Consider the following 20,893-nt stretch of genomic DNA (forward strand, 5'->3'; position numbering starts at 1 on the left):
CGAAGGCTTCCACCAACGTGAACTGCGAGGGCATCGATGCTGATCAACTGCGTCGCCTACGAAAACGGCTCCAAGCTCGCCGACATATCGGTCGAGGACATCAGCGAATACATCAGCCGGCCCGGCTGCTTCGTCTGGGTGGCGCTGAGCGATGCCTCCGACGAGGAACTGCGCGAGATGCAGAAGGAGTTCGGCCTGCATCCGCTGGCGGTGGAAGACGCCCACCACGGTCACCAGCGCCCGAAGATGGAGGAATACGGCGACTCGCTCTTCGTCGTCATGCACCTGGTGGAGCCCTCGGCCGAGGGCGAGCACTGCATGAACGTGGGCGAGGTCGACGTCTTCGTCGGCGCCAACTACGTGCTGTCGGTGCGCAACCGCAGCAAGCAGGGCTTCCTGGGCGTGCGCGAGCGCTGCGAGCGCGAGCCGGAGTTGCTGCGCCACGGCGCCGGCTTCGTGCTGTACGCGCTGATGGACGCGGTGGTCGACCGCTACTTCCCGGTGATCGACGCGCTGGAAGTGGAGCTGGAGTCCATCGAGCAGCAGATCTTCGGCCAGGGCGGCGCGGCGCGCGACAAGATCAAGCAGCTCTATGACCTGAAGCGGCGCAGCATGGTCCTCAAGCGCGCGGTGGCGCCGCTGGTGGAGGCGGCCGGCAAGATGCACGGCGGGCGCGTGCCGCAGATCTGCATGAGCTCGCAGGAATACTTCCGCGACGTGGGCGACCACCTGGCGCGCATCAACGCGTCGATCGACGCGATGCGCGACACCATCGCCACGGCGATCCAGGTGAACCTGTCGATGGTCACCATCGAGGAGAGCGAGGTCACCAAGCGCCTCGCGGCCTGGGCCAGCATCTTCGCGGTGTGCACCGCCTTCGCCGGCATCTGGGGCATGAACTTCGAGAACATGCCGGAGCTGAAATTCCGCTACGGCTACGGCATTGCGCTGGGGCTGATCGTGAGCACCTGTGGCTATCTCTATTACCGGTTCAGGCGAGCAGGTTGGCTCTAGAGACTCCAAAGAGCCTCGGATGCCCTCGTTGCTAATGCTCAACTAATAAACATGTAGACAATCAAGTCCCTTATGAAAAGGGACTTCACGCAGCGCTTCGGCTTCCTCGTCAAGAGCGTGGGCAAGCTCTACAGCGAGGAGTTCGACCGCCTCGCGCGTGAGCGCATCGGGCTCACCAGCGCGCAGTGCCGCCTGCTGGGCGCGCTGGCGATGCACGGCGACGAAGAAGAGCCGCTCTCGCAGGCCGAACTGGCGCAGCGGCTCGACCTCACCCCCATGGCCGTGGCCGGCCTGTGCGACCGCATGGCCGCCGCCGGCTGGATACGCCGCGAGCCCAGCCCCACCGACCGCCGCGTCAACAGGATCCACCTGGAGCCCAGCGCCGAGAAGGCGCTCGACAGCGCCCTGAGCATCAGCGACGGGCTCAACGCCCGCGTGATGTCGGTGCTCTCGCAGGCCGAGCGCGCCCAGCTGCTGAGCCTGCTCGCACGGGTGCACGGCAGCCTCGTGGAGATCACCTCGCCGGCCGGCCGCAAGCCGTCATGAGCGTCGCGCCCGGAACCACCGTGCCGCACCGCGGCATGATCACCATCTCGATCATGCTGGCGACCATCATGCAGGCGCTGGACACCACCATCGCCAACGTGGCGCTGCCGCACATGCAGGGCAGCCTGCAGGCCTCGCAGGACCAGATCACCTGGGTGCTCACCTCGTACATCGTGGCCTCGGCCATCGCACTGCCGCTCACGGGCTGGCTTTGCGGGCACTGGGGGCGCCGGCGCGTGTTCATCATCTCGGTGATCGGCTTCACCGTGGCTTCGGCGCTGTGCGGGCTGGCGACCTCGCTGGTGGGTATCGTGGCCGCGCGGCTGCTGCAGGGCATCTTCGGCGCGGCGCTGGTGCCGCTGTCGCAGGCGGTGCTGCTGGACATCAACCCGCGCGAGAAGGTCGGCCAGGCCATGGCCATCTGGGGCGCGGGCATCATGGTCGGGCCCATCCTCGGGCCGCTGCTGGGCGGCTGGCTCACCGAGAACTTCGACTGGCGCTGGGTGTTCTTCATCAACCTGCCGGTGGGCGTGTTCGCCTTCTGGGGCATCGCGCGCTACCTGCCCGAGAGCCGGCCGCAGGGCGAGCGGCTGGACATCTTCGGCTTCGTCACGCTGAGCATCGCCATCGGCATGCTGCAGCTCTTCCTCGATCGCGGCGAGCAGCTCGACTGGTTCGAGTCGTGGGAGATCAAGCTCGAGGCCGCGGCCGCGCTGGTGGCCTTCTGCTTCTTCGTGGTCCACACCTGGACGGTGCAGGGCGTCTCCTTCTTCGACCGCGACCTGCTGAAGGACCGCAACTTCGTCACCGGCCTGCTGTTCGCGTTCATCGTCGGCATGATCCTGTTCGCGACCATGGCCTTGCTGCCCAACTTCCTGCAGGGGCTGATGGGCTACCCGGTGATCTACACCGGCGAGGTGACCGCGCCGCGCGGCGTGGGAACGATGATCGCGATGATCATCGTCGGGCGGCTGGTGCAGCGCATCGACGTGCGCGCGATCATGGCGCTGGGCTTCGGCCTCACGGCCTTCTCGCTTTACCAGATGACGCGGCTCACGCTGCAGATGGACAGCACGCTCATCGTGGTCTCGGGCTTCATCCAGGGGCTGGGCATCGGCTTCACCTTCGTGCCGCTTTCCACCGCCACCTTCGCCACGCTGGCGCCGAGGCTGCGCAACCAGGGCACGCCCATCTTCAGCCTGCTGCGCAACATCGGCAGCAGCGTGGGCATCTCGATCGTGCAGGCGCTGCTGACCGAAGGCTCGAGCAGGGCGCATGCGCAGATCGCCTCGACCGTGGCGCCGGGCAACGCGGCGCTCGCGACCCTGCCGCAGACGATGTCGCCCGACACCGCCACCGGGCTCGCGTTGCTCAACGCCGAGGTGACGCGGCAGGGCGCGCTGATCGGCTATCTCGACGACTTCGCCATCATGATGATCATCACGGTGCTGGCGATTCCGCTGCTGTTGCTGATACGCAGCCCGAGGCGCAGCGCGGCGGCTTCAGGCCCGGCTGAAGTGCCGCACTGACCCCGGCATTTCTCCCTCCCCAGCGGGGTAAGGAGCAAACCCCGGCTCACTCGTCGTGCGAATCGTGCGTGGCCACCGCACCGCGGCGCCAGTAGCCCGAGGCCCGCGTCCATTTCGGGTTCGCGCCGCGCTCGCCCACCAGGTGCGCGCGCAGCGCCTTGGCGATGGCCGATTCGCAGCCCACCCACGCGTGGAAGTCGCCGGCAGGCAGCTGCATGGCCTTCAGCGTGTCGACAAGCACGGGGCTCAGGCCGGGCTCGGTGCCTCGGCGGTGCGCCCATTTCAGGGTGAGCTCGGCCTGCGTGTCGAACGCGATCTCGTCGGCTTCGCTGTCGACTTCCGCCAGCACCACCGCGCGCGAGCCGGCGGGCAGTTCGGCCAGGCGCCGCGAGATCGCGGGCAGGGCGGTGTCGTCGCCGATCAGCAGGTGCCAGTCGAATTCGGTCGGCAAGATGAACGAGCCGCGCGGGCCGCCCACGCCGAGGATGTCGCCGGGTTTCGCCTGCTCGGCCCATTGCGTGGCCGGACCGGCCTCGTGCAGCGCGAAGTCGATCTCGAGCGTGCCGGCCTTCGCGTCGTGGTTGCGCGGCGTGTAGTCGCGCATGGTGGGGCGGCCTTCGGGCCACACCGGGCCTTCGGGGCCCATGGTGGGCAGGCTCAGCTTGCCGGTGGCGGCGTCGGGAAAGAACAGCTTCACGTGGTCGTCGAAGCCCGGGCTGTAGAAGCCCGCGAGGTCGTCGCCGGCGAGCGTGACGCGGATCAGGTGCGGCGTCACGCGCTGCACGGTCTTCACCGCGAGCTTGCGGAAGCGCAGCTCGTGGCGCACCCGGCGGGGCGTGCGGTCCGGCACGATGGGTGCCGTGGACGCTGGTGATGTACTGAAGTCAGTCATTGCGGAAATCCTGTTGCGAGACAGGGTTGGTTGGGATTCGGGTTGCCCTCGGCCCCTCAGATCCTTTCGATCTGCTGGGCCGCGGCGTCGAGCACCGCGGCAAATTCGTGCGCCTGTTGATCGGTCAGCGGCGCGCCCGTCAGGCGCATGCGCATCGCGAGCTTGAGGTTCTCGATGGCGCGCGTGACCTGCGGCGGGCGTCCGCCGCGCGGGCCGGTGCCGTCTACGCCGCCGCTCATGCGGGCCATCATGGCGTCGGCCATCTCGCGGTTGGCCGCGAGGAATTCGCGGCCGCTGTCGGTGATGCTGTAGCTCTTGCGGCCGCTGCCGTCGGCGGTGTCTACGCTGAGATAGCCCATCTCCTCGAGCAGCGTGAGCGTGGGGTAGACCACGCCGGGGCTGGGCGCGTAGCTGCCGCCGAGGCGCTCTTCGATGGCCTTGATGAGTTCGTAGCCGTGCGAGGGCTTGTCGGCGATGAGCTGCAGCAGCACGAAGCGCAGGCCGCCATGGCCGAACACGCGCCCGCCGCCGCCACGTCCGCCGCGATGACCGCGGCCCCCGCCGGAAAGGCCGTCTTCATGCTCGCCGCGGGCGACGCTGCAGTGGTGATGGCCGTGGCCGAAGTGGAAATGTCTCATGGTGGGAATCCTTCTTGAAGTATGTCTGAATTATTTTAGATATATCTAAAATTTAGTCAAATCGATACCCGGAACGAAGGGCGTGCCTCTTGTTGGCCAAGGCCCGAATTCATCGGATGTCCGGACGTCCGTTCTGGTTAACATCTGCCCTTCCTCGGGGCTGCGGCGTGCCTGCCACGCCAATCCGGCGCCAGTTCGCCGCGCGTGCGGCCCCACCATTTGTCAACCTGCCTGGCATCCGCCGGATGCATGGGCGCTTCGAACACAGGGAGTTTCAATGGGGATGATGGACACGCTCGGCCACGCGATGATGGACAACGACAAGCTTCACTTCGATGCGGCTGAGGCGCTCTCGGGCCAGGAGCAATGGCTGGTCACGCTCAGCGCGCCTTTGTCCGCCTTCAACGGCGACTTCGTGAACGCGGTGGCCACCGGCAAGGACAACGACGTGCTGCGCGAAGGCATCGCCGACGTGTGGAGCGTGCACGACCGCGCCAGCTTCGAGCAGACCGCCCGATGGCTCGTCGAGGAAGGGCAGCGATCGGCCTACCGGTCCCTGTGGAACGCCATTGCCGCGATCGACACGGCAACGCAGGAAACGCCAGCGGTGCTGCGCATGGCGATGGACGCCTTCTTCCCCTCGTTCTTCCAGATCAAGGCGCGCAAGAGCCTGGACTACCGCGAGCTCTCGGCGCAGAGCGGCAAGCCGATGGCGGACCTGGCCCAGTTGATGGCGGGCAGCCGCAGCTGGGTGGACGAGCTGCGCAAGCACTTCAAGGTCTCGCCCGCCGACATATCCAGCCTGGTCGCGTGGGACGCCGTGCGCCTGGCCAGCCTGTCGCGCTGGGCGGTGCAGCTCGGCTACATCGAGCGCGCGGAGTTCGCGGGCTTTGCCGGCGGGCTCGCCAGTCAGGTGCGCGAGGCGTACGGCAGCTGGCCGCAGGTGAGCGCTGCCTACATCGCCGGCGGCCTGATCTGGAAGTATTCCGATGCGCGCGAAGAGCACCTGCTGCGCACCAACCGCCTGCTGCTGAGCGACGCGCGCAGTCCCTATCGCAGCGTGCCGTTCGCCGGCTGAAGCGGCGGCCGGCCCGTTTCCCGCCCGGGCTCGCCCGGCGTCGTCGATGCCGCCGGTACCGGCAGGCGCAGCAGCAGGCTGGTTTCGCCGGGCTGCGAGCGCACGGTGAGCGTGCCTCCCAGCGCAGCGGCGCGCGTGCGCATGTTCGCGAGGCCCTTGCCGGCGAACGCCGCTTGCGTGTCGAAGCCGCGGCCGTTGTCCTGCAGCTCGATCTTGATGGCGCGTTCCCCGGAGCCTTCCAGCAGCCTCGCGCCAAGGCCGGCCTGCGTCGCCTGCGCATGCGCCATCAGGTTTCCGAAGGCTTCGAACAGCAGCATCTGCAACTGGTGCGATTCGCGTGCGGTCCAGCCCGTCATCGTGGGCAGGGAACCGACGTCCCATCGCAGCTCGATGCCGGCAGCCTGCAGGCGAGGGCCGAGGCGGTAGCGCACGCTGCCGAGTGCGGAGGCCACGTCGCCTTCGCAGCCGTGCATGGCGTCCACCGTGAGCTTGAGCTGGTCGACTGCGTCGCGCAGGTGCAGCGCCACGTCGTTCATGGCGGTGCCGGGCTGCTGCGCCATCTGCAGCAGGCCGACGAGCTGGCCGCCGAGGCCATCGTGCAGGTCCTGCGTGAGGCGCTGGCGCTCTTCCAGCGCGCCGCGTGCCTTCTCGCCTTCGCGTTCGCGCGCGAAGACGGCTTCGAGCGCCGCGTTGCGCTCGGCCAGCTCGGCCTCGAGCGATGCGTTCATCTGCGCCACGGCGCGCACGTCCTTGCGCATGCGCTCGGCGATCACCCAGGCCAGCGAGATCGCGAAGCCCACCCACGCGAAGCGGATCCACGGCACCACCGCATAGGCCTCGGGCGAGGTGCGCATCACCCAGTTGTCGCGCGCGGCGCTCAGCACCACCAGCACCACCGCCACGCCCAGCACGCGGTGCTCCAGCACCGGGCTGCGTACCGCCACCCGCAGCACGACCACCACCATCGCCAGGCCGGACAGGAAGAAGAGGATCTGCCACGCCGGCATCAGCCACAGCAGCGGCACCGTGATGCCCAGCGTGGCCGTCACCGGAGACAGCAGCGCGAGCAGGCCGAGAAAGCGCGCGAGCCGCGAGTCTCCCTTGCCCACCACCGACAGCGCGAAGCGGCACAGCAGCGGCACCGCCGCCTGGAAGGCCGCCAACGGCACCACGCCCCACCAGGGCCACGGCAGCGGCGCATGGGTGAAGAGCACCCGCGCCGTCTGCACCGACCAGAGCAGCTCGCCCAGGCCGTAGTAGAGATACAGCGACTCGCGTTGCCGCAGCCACACCAGCAGCGACAGCGCCCCGAGCACGCCGCTCACGATGGCGATGAAGCGCCCGCCGCTGATCTGCCAGAAGAGCGCGTCTTCGTACAGCGGCCGGATCTCCGCCTCGGTGCCCGCCACCACTGGCGAGAGCCCGCCCTGGCGTGCGGCCTGCGCGGCGACGACGATCTCCACGCGCCGCACCGGGGCCGATGAATCCGGCAGCGCGAAGTACTGCGGCGTGAACGAGGCATCGTCGTACGGCCCCGGCGGAAAGGTGCCGAATCGCGCCAACTCCCGTCCATCGACCAGCACCCTGAAGCTGTTGCCGATGCGCGGCACGAACAGCGCGTGCGGCACGCTCGGATCGGTAACGGGAATGTCGAACGCGAAAGCCGCCTCGCCATCGACCGCGCCCTGCCGCTGGTCCCAGTTGTAGGGCAGCTGCACCGCGTGCGGCTGCGGCGGCTGGTCCGTGGGGTGTTTGCCATGCAGCGTCAGCGTGAGCTGAGCCTGTTCGACGAGCGTGACGGCCCTGGCGGGGAAGCTCCAGCCGGTGCCCAGCAAGAGGAGCACCAGCAGCGCCAACAGGCGCAGTCCAAGCATTTCTTGTTGTTGTCGTCGCATGACGCGTACGACTTTAGCAATCTTTTTTAACAATTCGGGGCAGGAATTGCCCGTCATCGCGAGAAACCAACGCCTCAGGTCTTCGCCGTGATTCCTGCCGCGATGATCGGGTCGAGCTTGGCCCGCAGCCGCCTCACCGCCGTCTCGTGCTTCAGCGTCTGCGGCCCGCGCCCGTAGGTGGCGGCCTTGCGGATCAGCCGCAACTGCTCGCGCTGCAGGTGCGTCTTCAGGCGTCTTGCGCGCCAGCCGTAGGTCCAGCCCATTTCGCGGCGCACCCTGTAGCGCTGCATGGGCGCGCCCAGCCGCACCCATTCGTCGTCGCGGATCAGGTCGCGCTCGGGCACGAACCAGGCCGCCAGCGCATGCAGGTAGGTGCCGTTCTCGCGCGCGGCAACATGCCAGAAGAGGGCGGCAACGATGATCGCGGGCAGGCCCTTGATGACCAGCATTACCGCCATCTGGCCATAGCCGCCGTCGAACAGGTCTTCGAGGAAGGGCGAATTCCAGATGAAGTGCATCGCCCACGCGAGCACGAAGCACAGCACCGCGACCGCGACGCGCGCCACCATCGGCCGCTGCGGATGCAGCAGGAACCAGGCGACGCCGAAAGACGCGATCGCCGTGTAGGCCGCGTGGCTCCACAGCCCGCTCAGCAGCCCGCGCGTGAACAGGTTCAGAAGCACCGGATAGACCTGGTTCTCCAGCGGAAAGTGCACCGCCGACTTGACCGTGTAGCTCAGGTTCTCGACCACCTGGAAGCCCAGCCCCACCATCGCGCCGACGATCAGTACCGACAGATATGTCTGGAACTGGTTGCGCGCCACCAGCACCAGCAGGACGACGCCTGCGAGCTTCAAAAACTCTTCCGTCACCGGCCCCGCAATGGCCGGCCCCCAGGTGGCGACGAACTCCGGCGAAATCAGCTTGGCGCACAGGCTCTGGATCGCGACGTTGGCCGGCGCCGCGAAGTACACGGCGCCCATGCCGCCCCATGCGAAGGCCAGCACGTAGGCCTCCGTCGGGTGCTGCTCCAGCAGGTCGAGCGTGCGGAAGGCCTGCACGAAGAGCATCGTGTAGATGCCCCACACCGTCAGCCCCAGGAAGGCGGTAACGGGCACCACCCGCACCCCCAGCGAGAACATGTAGACCGTGTAGAACAGCCCGTTCAATATCAGCGCCGCCAGCACCCAGAAGGCCACGCGCCGGGGCTGGAAGAAGGAGTCGGTGCCGACGGGCCAGCCGGCCACCTCGGTCACCTGCTGGCTGCCCTGGCCGCTTTGGTCGCCCTGGTCGAACACCGGCATGTTCATTGCGGCGCCTCCAGGTCCATCGAGTCGAGCATCGAGCGCGCCTCCTGCAGCGCGTCGTCCATGCCGTCGCTGGAGCCCCAGAAGTCGATCTGCACCAGCGACTTGCGCCGCACGTCGACCACCTGCCAGAACCGGCCCGCCAGCTTCGAACCGTAGTACGCGAAAGTCTTGCCCTGCAGGCCCCAGGAGGTGATGAAGTCAGACACGTCGCCGTCGATCTGCAGGCGCTGGCCGCGCTCCATCAGCCGCTGCTGGCGCACGAGAGGGCCATCGGGCCCGCCCGCCCATGGGAAGGTCGTCACCAGGAACTTGTGGCCGCCCTTGAAGAGCATCAGCGACTGGCCCGCCTTGGAGCGCGCAACGTCCATCTCCCAACCCTCGGCCGGCACGAACCTGGCCTGGCCCGCCTCGACCGTTTCGCCCGGCTGCAGCGGCCGGTTGCCCGGCGTGTGGCGGTCCCACCAGGTGAGGCCGCCCACGTAGGCGGCAATGGCGAGGAGCACCGCCAGCGCCCCAGGCCAGGTGCGATACGGTATGCGGCGTGAGGGCTCGTTCATCCTTTGATCGTGCCATACGATTGCCTGCGCACGGTGTCGGCGCCGGGCGATGCGGCATACTCCCCACCCCCTCAAACTCAGCAGAATTCCACTGAATGGACAAGGAAGTCGACCCCCGCGTACTCACTGTGATCGACGAGATGCGGCTCAAGGGCCCACGGCTCACGCCGGTCGAGATCGTCGCCAAGATGGGTGTGTTCGACGCGCGCGACAAACCATTCGAGCACGCGTGGCTGGCCACCGGCGACAACGTCATCGCCACCATCTGGGCCGAATGGGTCAACGTGTCGGCCAGTGGGCGCTGGTTCTACCTTGAATCGCTCGACGCCCACCACCGCGCCGGCGGCGGCGAGCGCAACGCCCAGCAGCTGCAGCGCGCAAAAGACAGACTCGCGCTGCTCAAGCGGAGCTACGACGCCGGCAACGGCTTTCGCGCCGTGGTGCAGACCAACCGCATCGCCATTCTCGAAGTCGAGAGCAACAAGGACGCCAAGGTGTCCACCCGCGTGCGCGACGACGACGAATGGCATGTGGCCAGCTGGGAGCCCGAACAGAAACTCGCCGTGCTCGTGCGCGGCCCGCGCGGCTGGGCGCCGAGCGAAGCCGAAGTGCAGGCCGCCAGGGAGCGCGGCAACATTCCGCAGAAACTCTCCGCCGCCGCCAAGGCCGCCGACGACGAAAAGGCCACGCCCGAAGCCGTGCAGGCCGCCGCCCTCGAATACGTTGTCAAGCATTTCACCGGCTACGGCTACAAGGCCGAGAACATGACCGGCAAGGGTTTCGACCTCGAAGTGTCGAACGCCAAGGGCCAGACCCTGCTGCGCGTGACCGTCAAGGGCACCGCGCCCGGCGTGCCCAGCTTCAAGCTCGGCAAGGAAGAAAGCGACTGCTCCGTGCGCGAGCCGCTGTGGCGCCTGCTGGTGGTAACAGATGCCGGCACCGGCATGGCGCAGCACAAGATCTACAAGCCGAACGAAATCAGTTCTGCGCCGGGCTACGACCCCTCGTAATAGCTCTCGCGCACACCGATGCGCGACTGTTGCAAAAATGGCGTGACGGGGTAACGAGACTATTCATCGCCTCCGCGGAAGATTACATTTCGCGGAATTGTCACAAGGCGATATGACCGACAGCAGCCAAAAGACGCCTCATTCCATGATCTACCTGCCCGTATCGGGCAAGTTCTTCATCGCATTGATCGGCTCGGTTGCGTGGGTTGCCTTTTCGATCTGGGCCGCACAGGCCTGGCTGACCGAGCTGACCACCCATGTCGGCATCGTGCTGGCCGTTTTCCTGGTTTATGGCATTGCCATCGTTCCGGGGTTCATGAATGCATTTCTGGCCATCAGCCTGCTTCTGGACAAAAGGCCGCCGCGTACCGCGCTCTCTGTCTATCCCCCGATATCCATCCTGATCGCCGCGTACAACGAGGAAGCCTCCATTGAAGAGACCCTCGTCAGCATCGAGCGGCAAAACTACCCCGGCGAATTGCAGGTCCTCGTGATCAACGACGGCTCCAAGGACGGCACCGCCACCGTGGTCGAGGGCGCCTGCGCCCGGTATCCGTGGATCACTTTTGTCGACCTCAAGCAGAACGGCGGCAAGGCGCGCGCCCTGAATATCGGCTTCAAACAGGTGCTGCACGACATCGTCATCACGGTCGATGCCGATTCATTCCTCTACAAAGGCGCGCTCACCAGCATCGTCGAGCGCTACCACTCCGACCCGCCCAATACGCGCGCCGTTGCCGGAAAGATCCTGGTGCGCAACTCGCGCTACAACTGGATCACCCGCTGCCAGGAGTGGGACTACTTCCACGGCATCGCGGCCATCAAGCGCGTGCAGTCGCTCTTCCAGGGCACGCTGGTGGCGCAGGGCGCCTTCTCCCTCTACGACCGCGACGCGCTCGAAGAGGTCGGCGGCTGGCCCGAATGCGTGGGTGAAGACATCGTGCTCACCTGGGCCCTGCTGAAGGCCGGCTACCGCATCGGCCACTGCGAGGACGCCTGCCTCTTCACCAACGTGCCCACCAGCATCCGCCAACTGGTGAAGCAGCGCCAGCGCTGGGCGCGCGGCATGACCGAGGCCTTCGCCAAGCACCCGGGCATTCTTCTGCAGCCGCGGCTTTCGACCTTCTTCATTTACTGGAACCTGCTTTTTCCGTGGCTCGACCTGGCCTACACCATCGGATTCATTCCGGGGCTGGTACTCGCGCTCTTCGGCTATTTCTGGATCGTCGGCCCGATGACCCTTGCGCTCATACCGGCCGCATTCGCATTGAGCCTGCTGATGTTTTCCATCGAGCGCCGGATGTTCAAGCAAACCGGGCTCGTCGTGCGAAAGAATTTCCAGGGCTTCTTCATCTACGTGCTGCTCTACAGCCTGATTCTTCAGCCGGCCAGCGTTCTCGGATATCTGGACGAACTCTTCAAAAGGCCCAAGTCCTGGGGCACCAAATGACCCAGGCATCGATGAAACCGATGAGACGAAATTCGGCCACCGCTTCTTTTCTTTTTATTCCGGCGCTCGCGCTGCTTGCCGCCGCTTCCTGCCAGGCGCAGGAAGAAGAGAAGCCCAAGACCATGGCCTTCGGCCCCGAGTTCTACCTGACCAACGACAGCGACCATTTCCAGTCGCGCCGCGTGTCCGTCGAATTCTTTCCCGCCTTTGAAAATGCCGACCGTTTTCTCGGCTTCAGGCTCGGCGACTACCGATACAAGCAAGACAGCTGGAAAAGAAGCGGCCAGAAGCTCACCTTCCTCGCGCGCGACATCGAAACCCGAACCGCCGACGGCGGCTCCATGGAAGCCGGCGTGTTCGAGCAGGGCGGCCACACGCTGCTCACGCTCGACGGCAGCTACCGCATATCGCCCACCAAGAGCACGGCGGTCGAATTCCTCATCACGCGCGACTGGGTCGAAACCCCGAAGTCGCTCGACCGGGGCATCGACTTCACCTTCGTCGGCGTCGCGGCCGACCAGCGCCTGGGCGACCACGTCACCCTGGTGGGCCTCGTCGCACAGCAGTACTTTTCAGACGGCAACCGGCGAGACCACGGCCGCCTGCGGCTCATCTACCAGCCCTCGCTCGACCTCGGGCTCACGCTGCAGGCGCGCTACCGCACATACCGAAGCACCCACGACGACGTCGACAGGGCCTACTTCAACCCCACGAGCTACAGCGAGTCGATGTTCGCCATCGGCTGGCGCCACCGCTTCCAGGGATGGACCGCCTCCGTGACCGCAGGCCTCGGCAACGAGACCATCAACCACGACATGAGCCAGCCCACGAGGCTGCTCGACGTGAGCCTGCAAAGCCCGGTGAGGGGCGCGCATGTGTTCCGCTTCGGCGCCGGCTACAGCCGCAGCACCACCTTCGCGGGGCCGAGCTACCAGTATCGGTATCTGCGTGGGGAGTGGATCATCCGGTTCTGATCGCAGGCACGAACCAGCCACCAAAGACACGAGCCGGCAGAGGGCGACAGGCCCTCAAACGTCATAGCTTTGTGTCCCGCCTCAGCGCCCCGGCAGATATCCCGCTGATTCGAGAAATCCTCGACGAAATCTTTTCTCTTGCGCGGCTTTGCTTCTCTAAAGTGAATGCCCCTGTCGCAAGACGCCCCTCCTAGTGGGCGACGACCACCGATCGTGAAAGGAGCTCCCCCAACAGCTGACCCACTGACCTGATGAACCGCCCACCTCACGGCGGGTTGCCGGTGCTCCTCGGTGCACTGGTGCGAACGTGAGGCACAAAAGGCGACGGCCAGGGCGCGCAAACACCCTGACCGTCTGACCACATGACGTGCATTACCTTGGAAGGAGAGCACACCAAATGGCTGAGCGAATTATGGCCGGGCGTCCCACGCCCAAATCTTCCCGCCGCAGCGGCAACAGCAACAGCAACACGCGCGGCACCACCGCCAAGCCCACGGCGCCCACCCCGACGCCCGACGAGGCAAGGGAACTACTCGAAATCAAACTGGCGCAGCTGAACTCGCTGCTGTGGTGCTGTTATGGCGACGGCAACGGGTGGTTCGAGGAGGCGGGGGAGAAGCATCGGGACAACATGCTCTGGATTGCCGCTGATTTGGCTCGGGAGGCGGAGATGTTGTTGGAGGTGAGTGGGAGGGGGTAGAAGAGACCGGGCCGGGCCAGGATCGGCTGACGGCCCGGTATCCCACAAAAACGGGATGCTCTAGAACTTTTCTCTCCGCTAATGTCGCGCTGAGGAGGGTTCCCATGCCGATCCCAAATTGTTCTACGGGCACAAAGATGCCTGATGAGAGGAGCATCGCGCTCAACCCTTGTTATTGGCGATTCTTGGTTGTCCGAGGCTCGTCGCGGGGGCGGGAAAATCCTCCCCTTCGGTATTACTGAATGTGCAAAATGCCAGCTAAACGCGTTTAAGCGTGGGGGGAGTTCGGATGTCAATCACATCGGGCCGCAAAGACTACGGCCAGAAGCCGATCCGTACGTTCGCCGAATACCAGGCCATGGTCGAGCGAACCGATGAGCGAAAAAAGGTCATCGTGTCCTTGCTCGGATTGGCTGGTGAGCTCGGGGACCTCAATTCGACCTTTAAGAAGCTGGTGCTTCAGCGTGATAGTCGAACGCTTCGGGGAGACCTTCGCGAAGACATTGGTGACATCCTTTGGTATCTGACAAGCCTCGCCGTTTTGTACAAGATTCCACTGCAAGAGGCTGCGCGGGAAAGCGCGCGTAAAGCTGAGCGTCTGTATTCCCAGGGTGAGGTAAACAACTTCGATGAGGGCTTCGATGAAGAGGAGCGCTTGCCGCGGCAGTTCAGCGTCACATTCTCGGAGAAACGTAACGGCAAACAAGTGCTGGTTCGCATCATGGTCAGCGGCGTCATTGTTGGTGACACCCTGACAGATAACGCTCACAAAGGGGATGGCTACAGGTATCACGATGTCTTTCATCTGGCCTATGCCGCAGTGCTCGGATGGTCTCCGGTGATCCGGAGCCTTTTGCGGCGCAAGCGAAAGAGCAACCTGCGTATCGACGAAATCGAGGATGGAGGCCGCGCTGCGGTGGTCGAAGAGGCAATCTCTGTGCTCGTATTCAACGAGGCGCCGCAACGGGCTTGGTACAGCGAAGAGAGCGCAGTTGACATCGGCCTGCTTAAGACCATCATCCGACTAACCGCAGGGCTGGAGGTACACAGTTGTACCGCGAAGCAGTGGAAGGCCGCGATTCTCCAAGGCTACGTTGCGTTCAAGCATTTGAAGGATCATTGTGGTGGCCGCGTCGATGTAGACCTTGACCGCCAGACACTGACCTTTCACGCACCTCCCGCCCCAGAGGCCACACTGTGACCGCCCGTAATGTGGCCGGTACTAGGGCGCTGGACGCTTGGCGTCAGGGCGTTCAAACCATACTCGCCGAGGGCGAAACCTTCAACCTGTTCACGACTGTCGAGCAGCCCGCCGTTTTTGACCTTGAGTGGCTTCAGACTCATTCGCCGCGACGAAGGGGGTTTGGCGGCGATGATCTGCGTGAAGTCATCAAGACCATTTTCCCGTATGACCTTGCGCAGCGTGTGGCGGAACGGCCAGATCTATACAGCGAATACTTGCGACGCCACGACCGTGCCATGAGGTTTGTTCGCAATCGTGGAACGTGGGGAACCTACTTCGAGCGGCTCGTGCGCTTTCCTGGCCATCCAGACACTAACCAACTCGAGACCGTCATCAGCAAGCTTCGCACTTGGCAGAAACGGAGCGGGACGAGTCTAGTTTTTCATTTATCGACGCCGGCCCGCGACACTCCTCGTACTCGCGGAGGCCCGTGCTGGCAGTTCGGCGAAATCGTTTGGCACCCAGGCGACAGGCTTGATTTGGTGGTGGTCTATCGGAATCACGATTTCTTCAACAAAGCGCTGGGCAATTTCATTGGGCTGGGGCACCTACTGAATTTCATTTGTGCCGCTTCGGGAAAGACGCCCGGCCGCTTGCTGTGCCATTCGGTGCACGCCTACAACGGCGGCACTGTAGAAGCTTTGCGTGCCCTGGCGGCTTGAACTGTGATCGCTGACAAGGAACAGCAGTTTGTCGACCTTGTGCGCCGCGTAAAGGCGTGCAAGCGCTGCCCTCGCATGGCGGATAGCGCGCGGGTGCTTGGCGCGGGCTGTGGCTCGCTAAGTGCCAAGGTGATGTTCATCGGAGAAGCGCCGGGGAGACTTGGCGCCGACGCCTCAGAACTGCCGTTCCACGGCGACAAATCCGGCCACAACTTCGAGTCGCTGTTGGAGCAGGTCGGGCTGAGCCGCTACGACGCTTTCGTGACCAATGCTGTGCTGTGCAATCCGAAGGACGAAAACGGTAACAACGCCACGCCTTCATCATCCGAGGTGGCCAATTGCGCGTCGTTCCTGAAGGAACAGCTGGAGCTCGTGGACGCCCCCGTCGTCGTGACGCTGGGTGCCGTCGCTTTACGCGCCACCGCACTGGTTAACGCGCATACGCTTACGCTCAAAGACAGTGTGCGCAGGGCACACCTATGGGCAGGGCGTCAGCTCATCCCCGCCTACCACCCTGGCCAGCGCGCGATGGTGCATCGCAGCTTTGCCAATCAGCTAGCGGATTACCAGTTCGTCGCTGAGGTCGTGCGTCGCGGCGGTAGCACTTCGCGGCGCAAGCCATCGGCCAAGGTGAGTCGAGCGTCGCAGACGGTCGGCGCCGCAGCGCGGGTGCTACTCGAGGAAAGTGGAGAGCTGAGCTACTTCGCGCTACACAAGCTGCTATTCATGGCCGAAGTCCGGCACCTCGAGGCCACCTCACAGCGACTTACGGAGGGCTACTACGTACGTCAAAAGGATGGGCCCTACTGCGTCGAGTTGCATGCAAGCCGCTTAGCTGCGCTCATCCCGGGCTGCTTTACGCGCACAGTCGGCAAGCACTTGCTGGTTTCGCTTGGTCAGGAGGACCTCTTGGGGGGAGCTTCGCACGTTGGAGCACTCGGTGAAGTCGCCAGACGTACGCTGTCGGAGGTGGCAGCCAAATATGGTCGACTGCCCGCCGGGAAGCTGAAGACGGCGGTTTATCTGACGGTCCCGATGCGCAAGTTGCTGCGCAAGGAGAGAGCTTTGAGGATGAACCTGTTCAATAGCGCGGTGCTGCCGGCTCCTTGAACCTCTCGGCGCGCAGTGCAAAGGCGGTGCTGAGAGAGGCGCGGCGAGGACTGTCATCAGCCTTGAGCAGCTACCCAAGAGGCTGAGCTGACGCATAGCCAAAAAACCGCGCATTGGGAAAATGAAGATCGAACGCGCTCGCCGTTATGAGCGGGATGGTCCTTTATTTGAGGTGTCTGCATGCACTCGCTCGCTGCCATCCCTCTCCTCTGCGGCATATCCTTGTCCGAGTCCCCAGGCTAACAGTCGCATCCTTCTGAATAGCCGGCATGGTTGCATTTCGAGCCTTCCAATCCGCTCGCATAGGAACCTGCCTCTATGGCTCCTAGTTAGCTAGTTTTGTCCGCTCGCGTTCATCGCAGGGGATGTTGAACAGGTACTCGTTCCGCCCTCCGCCCTCCGCCCTCCGCCCTCCGCCCTCCGCCTTCAGTACTTCCAGTTCCCATCGTGCATGGCTGCCTGCCAACAATGGTTTGTGCATAGCGCCACTGCCTAGTGTCCAATAGCACGCACCATGGACATCGAGCCCTTCACACCCGCCGATGCCGCCCGCCGCAGCCGCCTGGAAATGCCCATGCTCTACGCCTGGCTCAAGCCCGATGAGGCGGTACAGGCCGTCATCGCCGAGCACCGCGCGCAGTGGGTCTGGCGCACGCAGCCCAAGCCCAGCCTGCCAAAGCCGAACCGGTTGCACATGACGCTATGCCACATCTCGCCGCAGGGCGATGCCGCTGTCGAAGGCATCCGGCAGGCATTGGGCGAGCTGCGCATAGAAGAGGGCTTCGATCTGCTGCTGGACTGGTCCGGCGTCTGGCCGCACAACGGCATCGCCGTCGTGCGCCCGCAGCCGAACGCCGCGCTCGATCGGTTGCAGCAAGCCGTGGTGCGTCAGCTCGCGCCGTGGCTGTCGGGCCGCCACGATGACTGGGCGCCGCACATCACCATCGCCCGCAAGGCATCGGGGGCCACCGCGCCGACCATGCCGCCGGTTCGCTGGCCGGTGCGCGAGCTTCTGTTCGTGCGTTCGTGGCTGAAGACGCGGCCTGTGTGGCACGAGGTGCTGGCGTCCTATCCGCTTCAGTCCTCCGGCAGTGGTCCCGTGCCGCAGTGACGCTGTTTCGAGTCCTTCACCACAGGCATCAGCAAGATGCCGTCCAGCGGATAGTCGGAGTGCGCGGCCACGCGGGCTGCGTCGAGCGTGGTGGCCGCGCAGGCGCCATTTGCGCAAGCGCGTGCCTGAGAATGGCCTCATGACGCTTGACCGCAATACATCGCTCGTTGAGTTTGAGGACGTACCGCGATGGGTGTCCAATTCGCTGTATCAATACCTCTCGCAGGAATCCGCTTTGCTCAGCTTGGCCTGCCACGCTGATCTGTCTCCTGCAACTGTGGAAGGTATTCGCGTGTTGAACGCCGAGACGGGTCCGAGCGTCCGAATCGACTTCCTGCACACCGCCGCGGTCCGCATGCAGATGTGGAACGGAGATGCGCGGGATGGTCACCCACTGGTCTCTCTGGGCCTGCGGGCGAATCGCCTCTACGAAGTTGAGGATTCCCCCTGGCTACCGGCGCTCGCGCGCGAATCCGTGTGGAAAGAGGCGGCCCGGCTACGGCATTTTGTGTGTGCGTTTCGCGCCCACGTCTATGAAATCGCGGCAGAGCAGTTGCGTTGGCAGGTGTTCGACGACGCACCGCCTATCGCCTTGTCCCGACTCGGTGGCCCACCTCCGAGCTGGCGCTGACGTTCGCAAGTGTCAGGCGCGCAGGGCCTGCAGCTTGGGGAGCTGCTGACCTTTTCTGCGCGCTTCGGCCAACTCACCTCTGCGGCATGTCCTTGACCGAATACCCAAGGCTCACAGTCGCATCCTCCGGAATCGCCGGCATCGTCGCATTCCAAGCCTGCCAATCCGCCCGCATCGCAGCCAGCCGCTCCGGCTCCTTCTTCGCCAGGTTCGCCCGCTCGCGTTCGTCGCCAGGGATGTTGAACAGGTACTCGTTGCCATCGACCTTCAGGTACTTCCAGTCGCCGTCGCGCAGCGCTTCCTGCCCGCGATGGTTCATGCGCCAGTGCAGCGGCCGGCGGAAGCTCTTCGATGCGTCCTTGAGCACGGGCATCAGCGAGACGCCGTCCAGCGGGTAGTCGGGGTGCGCGGCCACTCCGGCTGCGTCGAGCATGGTGGCGGACCAGTCCATGGTCATGCACAGCTGGGTGCTCTCGCCGCCCTTGGCGATCACTGCGGGCCAGTGGGCGATCCATGGCACGCGGATGCCGCCTTCGGTCAGGTCCATCTTGCCGCCGACCAGCGGCCAGTTGTCGGAGAAGCGTTCGCCGCCGTTGTCGCTGGTGAACACCACCAGGGTGTTGTCGGCCATGCCGTGCTTTTTCAGCGCGTCCATGATCCAGCCGATGCCTTCGTCCATGTGATGGATCATGCGGCGGTACACGTGGATGTTGCCGCCGGCCAGGTCGAACAGGTTGTCCTTGATGTTCGGCGCCTTGGCCGCGTCGTCGCGGGTTTCCCAGGGCCAGTGGGGGGCGGTGTAGTGCAGGCTCAGGAAGAAGGGGGCGTCGTCCTCTTTCTTCTGAAGCTCCGCCATGCGCTCGACGTAGTCGACGGCGCGCTTCGAGAGGATGTCGGTGAGGTAGCCCTCTTCCTGCTTGTCTTCCTCGCCGAACCACAGGTCGTGGCGGCCGGTGGAGTCGCAATGCGTGAAGTAGTCGACGCCGCCCGACATGGGGCCGAAGAACTCGTCGTACCCCGAGCGCAGCGGGCCGAAGGTGGGCGGGTAGCCCAGGTGCCACTTGCCGATGAGGGCGGTCTGGTAGCCGCTGGCCTTCAGCAGCGAGGGCAGGGTGGGGTGGTCGGTGGGCAGGCCCAGGGTGGTGCTGCCACGGCTCTTGCTGTTGATGGGCTCCTCGGCCGCGCCGCGCAGGCGGTACTGGTAGCGGCCGGTGATCATGCCGAAGCGCGTGGGCGAGCACACGGGCGAGTTGGCGTAGCCCTGCGTGAGCTTCAGGCCGTTGGCGGCCAGGCCGTCGAGCACGGGCGAGACGGGGCCGAACACCGCGTCGCGGCCGCCGTAGCAGCCGAGGTCGGCATAGCCGAGGTCGTCGGCGACGATGAAGATGATGTTGGGTCTTGCCATGTCTCTCTGGGGCTCTCTCTCGCTTGCTTGGTTCTTTGCTTCTGCCTGTCGGGAGTCAGGGCTGGTAGCCCGACTTTTGCACCACCGGGGCCCATTGCGCACGGTAGGCCTTGAGCATCGCAGCGGTCTGCGCCTGGGTGCTCACCACGGGCGTCATGCCCGAGTCCTTGAACTTGCGCTGCGTGTCCGGGTCCTGCATGACTTCGCGGATGACGACGGCGAGGCGCTCGACCTTTTCCTTCGGCATGGTGGCCGGCGCGAAGAAGGTGTTCCAGCCGGTGGCCGCGAGGTCGAGGCCGGCTTCCTTGAAGGTGGGCACGTCGGGCGCGAAGGGCGAGCGCTTGGCGCCCGAAATGGCGAGGATGCGCAGCTTGCCCGCGGTGTGCTGCGGCACGGCCACGTCTTCGGTGTCGACGGCCACGGGCACCTGCCCGCCGATCACGTCGTTCAGCAGGGGCGCCGAGCCGCGGTAGCCGATCACCTGGGTCTGCACCTTGGCCTTCTCGCCGACCATGAGGCCGAAGAAGTGCGGCAGGCTGCCGGTGGCCGGCACGCCCACGTTGGCCTGCGCGGGGTTGGCGCGCATCCAGGCGAGCAGGTGGTTCAGTTCGCGCACGGGCAGGGTGGGCGACACGGCGAGCGCGAAGTTGTAGTCGTTGACGTACGACACGGGCACGAAGTCGCGGTCGGGGTCGTAGTTGTTGTCCTTGAAGACCAGCGGCGCCACGATCATCACGGCGGGGTTGGCGAGCATCAGCACGTTCTGGCTGGCGGGCGTGGCCTTCACCTGCTGCGCCGCGAGGCGGCCGCCGGCGCCTGGCTTGTTGTCGACCACCACGGGCACGCCCAGGCGGGTGGTGAGCTTGTCGCCCACGATGCGCGCCACGCGGTCGGTGGCGCCGCCGGGGGCGTAGCCGACGACGATGCGCAGGGGCGTGTCGAACTTGACCTCGGCGGCCGTCGCGCTGGTGGCGAAAGCCGTTGCAATGCCGGCAATGGCCAGCATGCCGGCAAGGCGGCGGGTGATGGAGCGGGATGGGGTCGGCAGCATGGTGAGCAGGTCCTTGTCTTCGTCGTTCAGGCGATGGCTATCGATGGCAATCGAGTATGGCCGCGGGATCCGCAGTTGCGGACGATT

General features: G+C 65.2%; 20 protein-coding genes. 13 read left to right on the top strand and 7 right to left on the bottom strand.

Annotated elements, in window-relative coordinates:
• The first annotated feature begins 36 nt into the window (after positions 1-36).
• The 3 genes from ABL843_RS11040 to ABL843_RS11050 all read left to right on the top strand — a co-directional run bounded on the left by ABL843_RS11040 (position 37) and on the right by ABL843_RS11050 (position 3,089).
• Complete coding sequence (locus ABL843_RS11040) at positions 37-1,014, top strand: magnesium and cobalt transport protein CorA (RefSeq protein ID WP_418119885.1); 978 nt, start codon at positions 37-39, stop codon at positions 1,012-1,014.
• Between the two features lie 72 nt (positions 1,015-1,086).
• Positions 1,087-1,560: a MarR family winged helix-turn-helix transcriptional regulator gene (locus ABL843_RS11045; RefSeq protein ID WP_369658709.1), complete on the top strand. Its 474-nt coding sequence runs from the start codon at positions 1,087-1,089 to the stop codon at positions 1,558-1,560.
• On the top strand, positions 1,557-3,089 hold the full coding sequence (locus ABL843_RS11050) for a DHA2 family efflux MFS transporter permease subunit (protein WP_184636389.1): 1,533 nt from the start codon (positions 1,557-1,559) through the stop codon (positions 3,087-3,089). Before ABL843_RS11045 ends, ABL843_RS11050 begins: the two co-directional genes overlap by 4 nt.
• Before the next feature lie 46 nt (positions 3,090-3,135).
• On the opposite strand, the gene ABL843_RS11055 is transcribed toward ABL843_RS11050, so the two are convergent.
• Positions 3,136-3,981, bottom strand: coding sequence for a siderophore-interacting protein (locus ABL843_RS11055; RefSeq protein WP_418119886.1), 846 nt, complete (start codon positions 3,979-3,981; stop codon positions 3,136-3,138).
• Between the two features lie 56 nt (positions 3,982-4,037).
• Positions 4,038-4,619 (bottom strand): PadR family transcriptional regulator, encoded by a 582-nt coding sequence (locus ABL843_RS11060; protein WP_418119887.1) that lies wholly within the window; start codon positions 4,617-4,619, stop codon positions 4,038-4,040.
• Positions 4,620-4,896: 277 nt separating this feature from the next.
• On the opposite strand from ABL843_RS11060, the gene ABL843_RS11065 reads away from it, so the two are divergent.
• Positions 4,897-5,697, top strand: a complete 801-nt coding sequence (locus tag ABL843_RS11065; RefSeq protein ID WP_418119888.1) for a DUF1266 domain-containing protein — start codon at positions 4,897-4,899, stop codon at positions 5,695-5,697.
• Here ABL843_RS11065 and ABL843_RS11070 read toward each other — a convergent pair.
• From ABL843_RS11070 to ABL843_RS11080, 3 genes are all read right to left on the bottom strand, one after another.
• Positions 5,670-7,571 (bottom strand): hypothetical protein, encoded by a 1,902-nt coding sequence (locus ABL843_RS11070; protein WP_418119889.1) that lies wholly within the window; start codon positions 7,569-7,571, stop codon positions 5,670-5,672. The two genes, ABL843_RS11065 and ABL843_RS11070, sit on opposite strands and share 28 nt — an antisense overlap.
• Positions 7,572-7,666: 95 nt before the next feature.
• Positions 7,667-8,902: a PrsW family intramembrane metalloprotease gene (locus tag ABL843_RS11075; RefSeq protein WP_418119890.1), complete on the bottom strand. Its 1,236-nt coding sequence runs from the start codon at positions 8,900-8,902 to the stop codon at positions 7,667-7,669.
• Complete coding sequence (locus ABL843_RS11080; protein ID WP_369658703.1) at positions 8,899-9,459, bottom strand: hypothetical protein; 561 nt, start codon at positions 9,457-9,459, stop codon at positions 8,899-8,901. The genes ABL843_RS11075 and ABL843_RS11080 overlap by 4 nt, the downstream gene beginning before the upstream one ends.
• Before the next feature lie 95 nt (positions 9,460-9,554).
• Here ABL843_RS11080 and ABL843_RS11085 point away from each other — a divergent pair, with 95 nt between their 5' ends.
• From ABL843_RS11085 to ABL843_RS11125, 9 genes are all read left to right on the top strand, one after another.
• Positions 9,555-10,469, top strand: a complete 915-nt coding sequence (locus ABL843_RS11085) for a hypothetical protein (protein WP_418119891.1) — start codon at positions 9,555-9,557, stop codon at positions 10,467-10,469.
• Between the two features lie 145 nt (positions 10,470-10,614).
• A complete protein-coding gene (locus ABL843_RS11090) occupies positions 10,615-11,919 on the top strand; it encodes a glycosyltransferase (protein ID WP_418119892.1) in 1,305 nt (434 codons plus the stop codon).
• Positions 11,920-11,939: 20 nt separating this feature from the next.
• A complete protein-coding gene (locus tag ABL843_RS11095; protein ID WP_418119893.1) occupies positions 11,940-12,893 on the top strand; it encodes a hypothetical protein in 954 nt (317 codons plus the stop codon).
• Positions 12,894-13,290: 397 nt separating this feature from the next.
• Positions 13,291-13,593 (top strand): hypothetical protein, encoded by a 303-nt coding sequence (locus tag ABL843_RS11100; RefSeq protein ID WP_418119894.1) that lies wholly within the window; start codon positions 13,291-13,293, stop codon positions 13,591-13,593.
• 289 nt (positions 13,594-13,882) lie between these two features.
• Complete coding sequence (locus ABL843_RS11105) at positions 13,883-14,794, top strand: nucleotide pyrophosphohydrolase (protein ID WP_418119895.1); 912 nt, start codon at positions 13,883-13,885, stop codon at positions 14,792-14,794.
• The gene (locus tag ABL843_RS11110) at positions 14,791-15,498 is read left to right on the top strand and encodes a hypothetical protein (RefSeq protein ID WP_418119896.1); all 708 of its coding nucleotides are present in this window, start codon (positions 14,791-14,793) and stop codon (positions 15,496-15,498) included. The genes ABL843_RS11105 and ABL843_RS11110 overlap by 4 nt, the downstream gene beginning before the upstream one ends.
• A 3-nt stretch (positions 15,499-15,501) precedes the next feature.
• Positions 15,502-16,608 carry a uracil-DNA glycosylase family protein gene (locus tag ABL843_RS11115; RefSeq protein ID WP_418119897.1) on the top strand — a complete coding sequence of 369 codons (1,107 nt, stop codon included), beginning with the start codon at positions 15,502-15,504 and terminating at the stop codon, positions 16,606-16,608.
• 514 nt (positions 16,609-17,122) lie between these two features.
• Positions 17,123-17,719, top strand: a complete 597-nt coding sequence (locus ABL843_RS11120; RefSeq protein WP_418119898.1) for a 2'-5' RNA ligase family protein — start codon at positions 17,123-17,125, stop codon at positions 17,717-17,719.
• A 139-nt stretch (positions 17,720-17,858) separates the two neighbouring features.
• Complete coding sequence (locus ABL843_RS11125) at positions 17,859-18,350, top strand: hypothetical protein (RefSeq protein ID WP_418119899.1); 492 nt, start codon at positions 17,859-17,861, stop codon at positions 18,348-18,350.
• A 73-nt stretch (positions 18,351-18,423) separates the two neighbouring features.
• Here ABL843_RS11125 and ABL843_RS11130 read toward each other — a convergent pair whose 3' ends face one another.
• Together ABL843_RS11130 and ABL843_RS11135 are read right to left on the bottom strand one after the other, a co-directional pair.
• Positions 18,424-19,755 carry a sulfatase gene (locus tag ABL843_RS11130; protein ID WP_418119900.1) on the bottom strand — a complete coding sequence of 444 codons (1,332 nt, stop codon included), beginning with the start codon at positions 19,753-19,755 and terminating at the stop codon, positions 18,424-18,426.
• 55 nt (positions 19,756-19,810) lie between these two features.
• Positions 19,811-20,806, bottom strand: coding sequence for a Bug family tripartite tricarboxylate transporter substrate binding protein (locus tag ABL843_RS11135; RefSeq protein WP_418119901.1), 996 nt, complete (start codon positions 20,804-20,806; stop codon positions 19,811-19,813).
• Positions 20,807-20,893: the final 87 nt, after the last annotated feature.

Source organism: Variovorax sp. 350MFTsu5.1 (genome assembly GCF_048302515.1).
Taxonomy (GTDB): Bacteria; Pseudomonadota; Gammaproteobacteria; order Burkholderiales; family Burkholderiaceae_C; genus Variovorax; species Variovorax guangxiensis.

Coding starts and splice junctions, on each gene's coding strand:
- ABL843_RS11040 (WP_418119885.1), top strand. CDS start 37: ATGCTGATCAACTGCGTCGCCTACGAAAACGGCTCCAAGCTCGCCGAC.
- ABL843_RS11045 (WP_369658709.1), top strand. CDS start 1,087: ATGAAAAGGGACTTCACGCAGCGCTTCGGCTTCCTCGTCAAGAGCGTG.
- ABL843_RS11050 (WP_184636389.1), top strand. CDS start 1,557: ATGAGCGTCGCGCCCGGAACCACCGTGCCGCACCGCGGCATGATCACC.
- ABL843_RS11055 (WP_418119886.1), bottom strand. CDS start 3,981: ATGACTGACTTCAGTACATCACCAGCGTCCACGGCACCCATCGTGCCG.
- ABL843_RS11060 (WP_418119887.1), bottom strand. CDS start 4,619: ATGAGACATTTCCACTTCGGCCACGGCCATCACCACTGCAGCGTCGCC.
- ABL843_RS11065 (WP_418119888.1), top strand. CDS start 4,897: ATGGGGATGATGGACACGCTCGGCCACGCGATGATGGACAACGACAAG.
- ABL843_RS11070 (WP_418119889.1), bottom strand. CDS start 7,571: ATGCTTGGACTGCGCCTGTTGGCGCTGCTGGTGCTCCTCTTGCTGGGC.
- ABL843_RS11075 (WP_418119890.1), bottom strand. CDS start 8,902: ATGAACATGCCGGTGTTCGACCAGGGCGACCAAAGCGGCCAGGGCAGC.
- ABL843_RS11080 (WP_369658703.1), bottom strand. CDS start 9,459: ATGAACGAGCCCTCACGCCGCATACCGTATCGCACCTGGCCTGGGGCG.
- ABL843_RS11085 (WP_418119891.1), top strand. CDS start 9,555: ATGGACAAGGAAGTCGACCCCCGCGTACTCACTGTGATCGACGAGATG.
- ABL843_RS11090 (WP_418119892.1), top strand. CDS start 10,615: ATGATCTACCTGCCCGTATCGGGCAAGTTCTTCATCGCATTGATCGGC.
- ABL843_RS11095 (WP_418119893.1), top strand. CDS start 11,940: ATGAGACGAAATTCGGCCACCGCTTCTTTTCTTTTTATTCCGGCGCTC.
- ABL843_RS11100 (WP_418119894.1), top strand. CDS start 13,291: ATGGCTGAGCGAATTATGGCCGGGCGTCCCACGCCCAAATCTTCCCGC.
- ABL843_RS11105 (WP_418119895.1), top strand. CDS start 13,883: ATGTCAATCACATCGGGCCGCAAAGACTACGGCCAGAAGCCGATCCGT.
- ABL843_RS11120 (WP_418119898.1), top strand. CDS start 17,123: ATGGACATCGAGCCCTTCACACCCGCCGATGCCGCCCGCCGCAGCCGC.
- ABL843_RS11125 (WP_418119899.1), top strand. CDS start 17,859: ATGACGCTTGACCGCAATACATCGCTCGTTGAGTTTGAGGACGTACCG.
- ABL843_RS11130 (WP_418119900.1), bottom strand. CDS start 19,755: ATGGCAAGACCCAACATCATCTTCATCGTCGCCGACGACCTCGGCTAT.
- ABL843_RS11135 (WP_418119901.1), bottom strand. CDS start 20,806: ATGCTGCCGACCCCATCCCGCTCCATCACCCGCCGCCTTGCCGGCATG.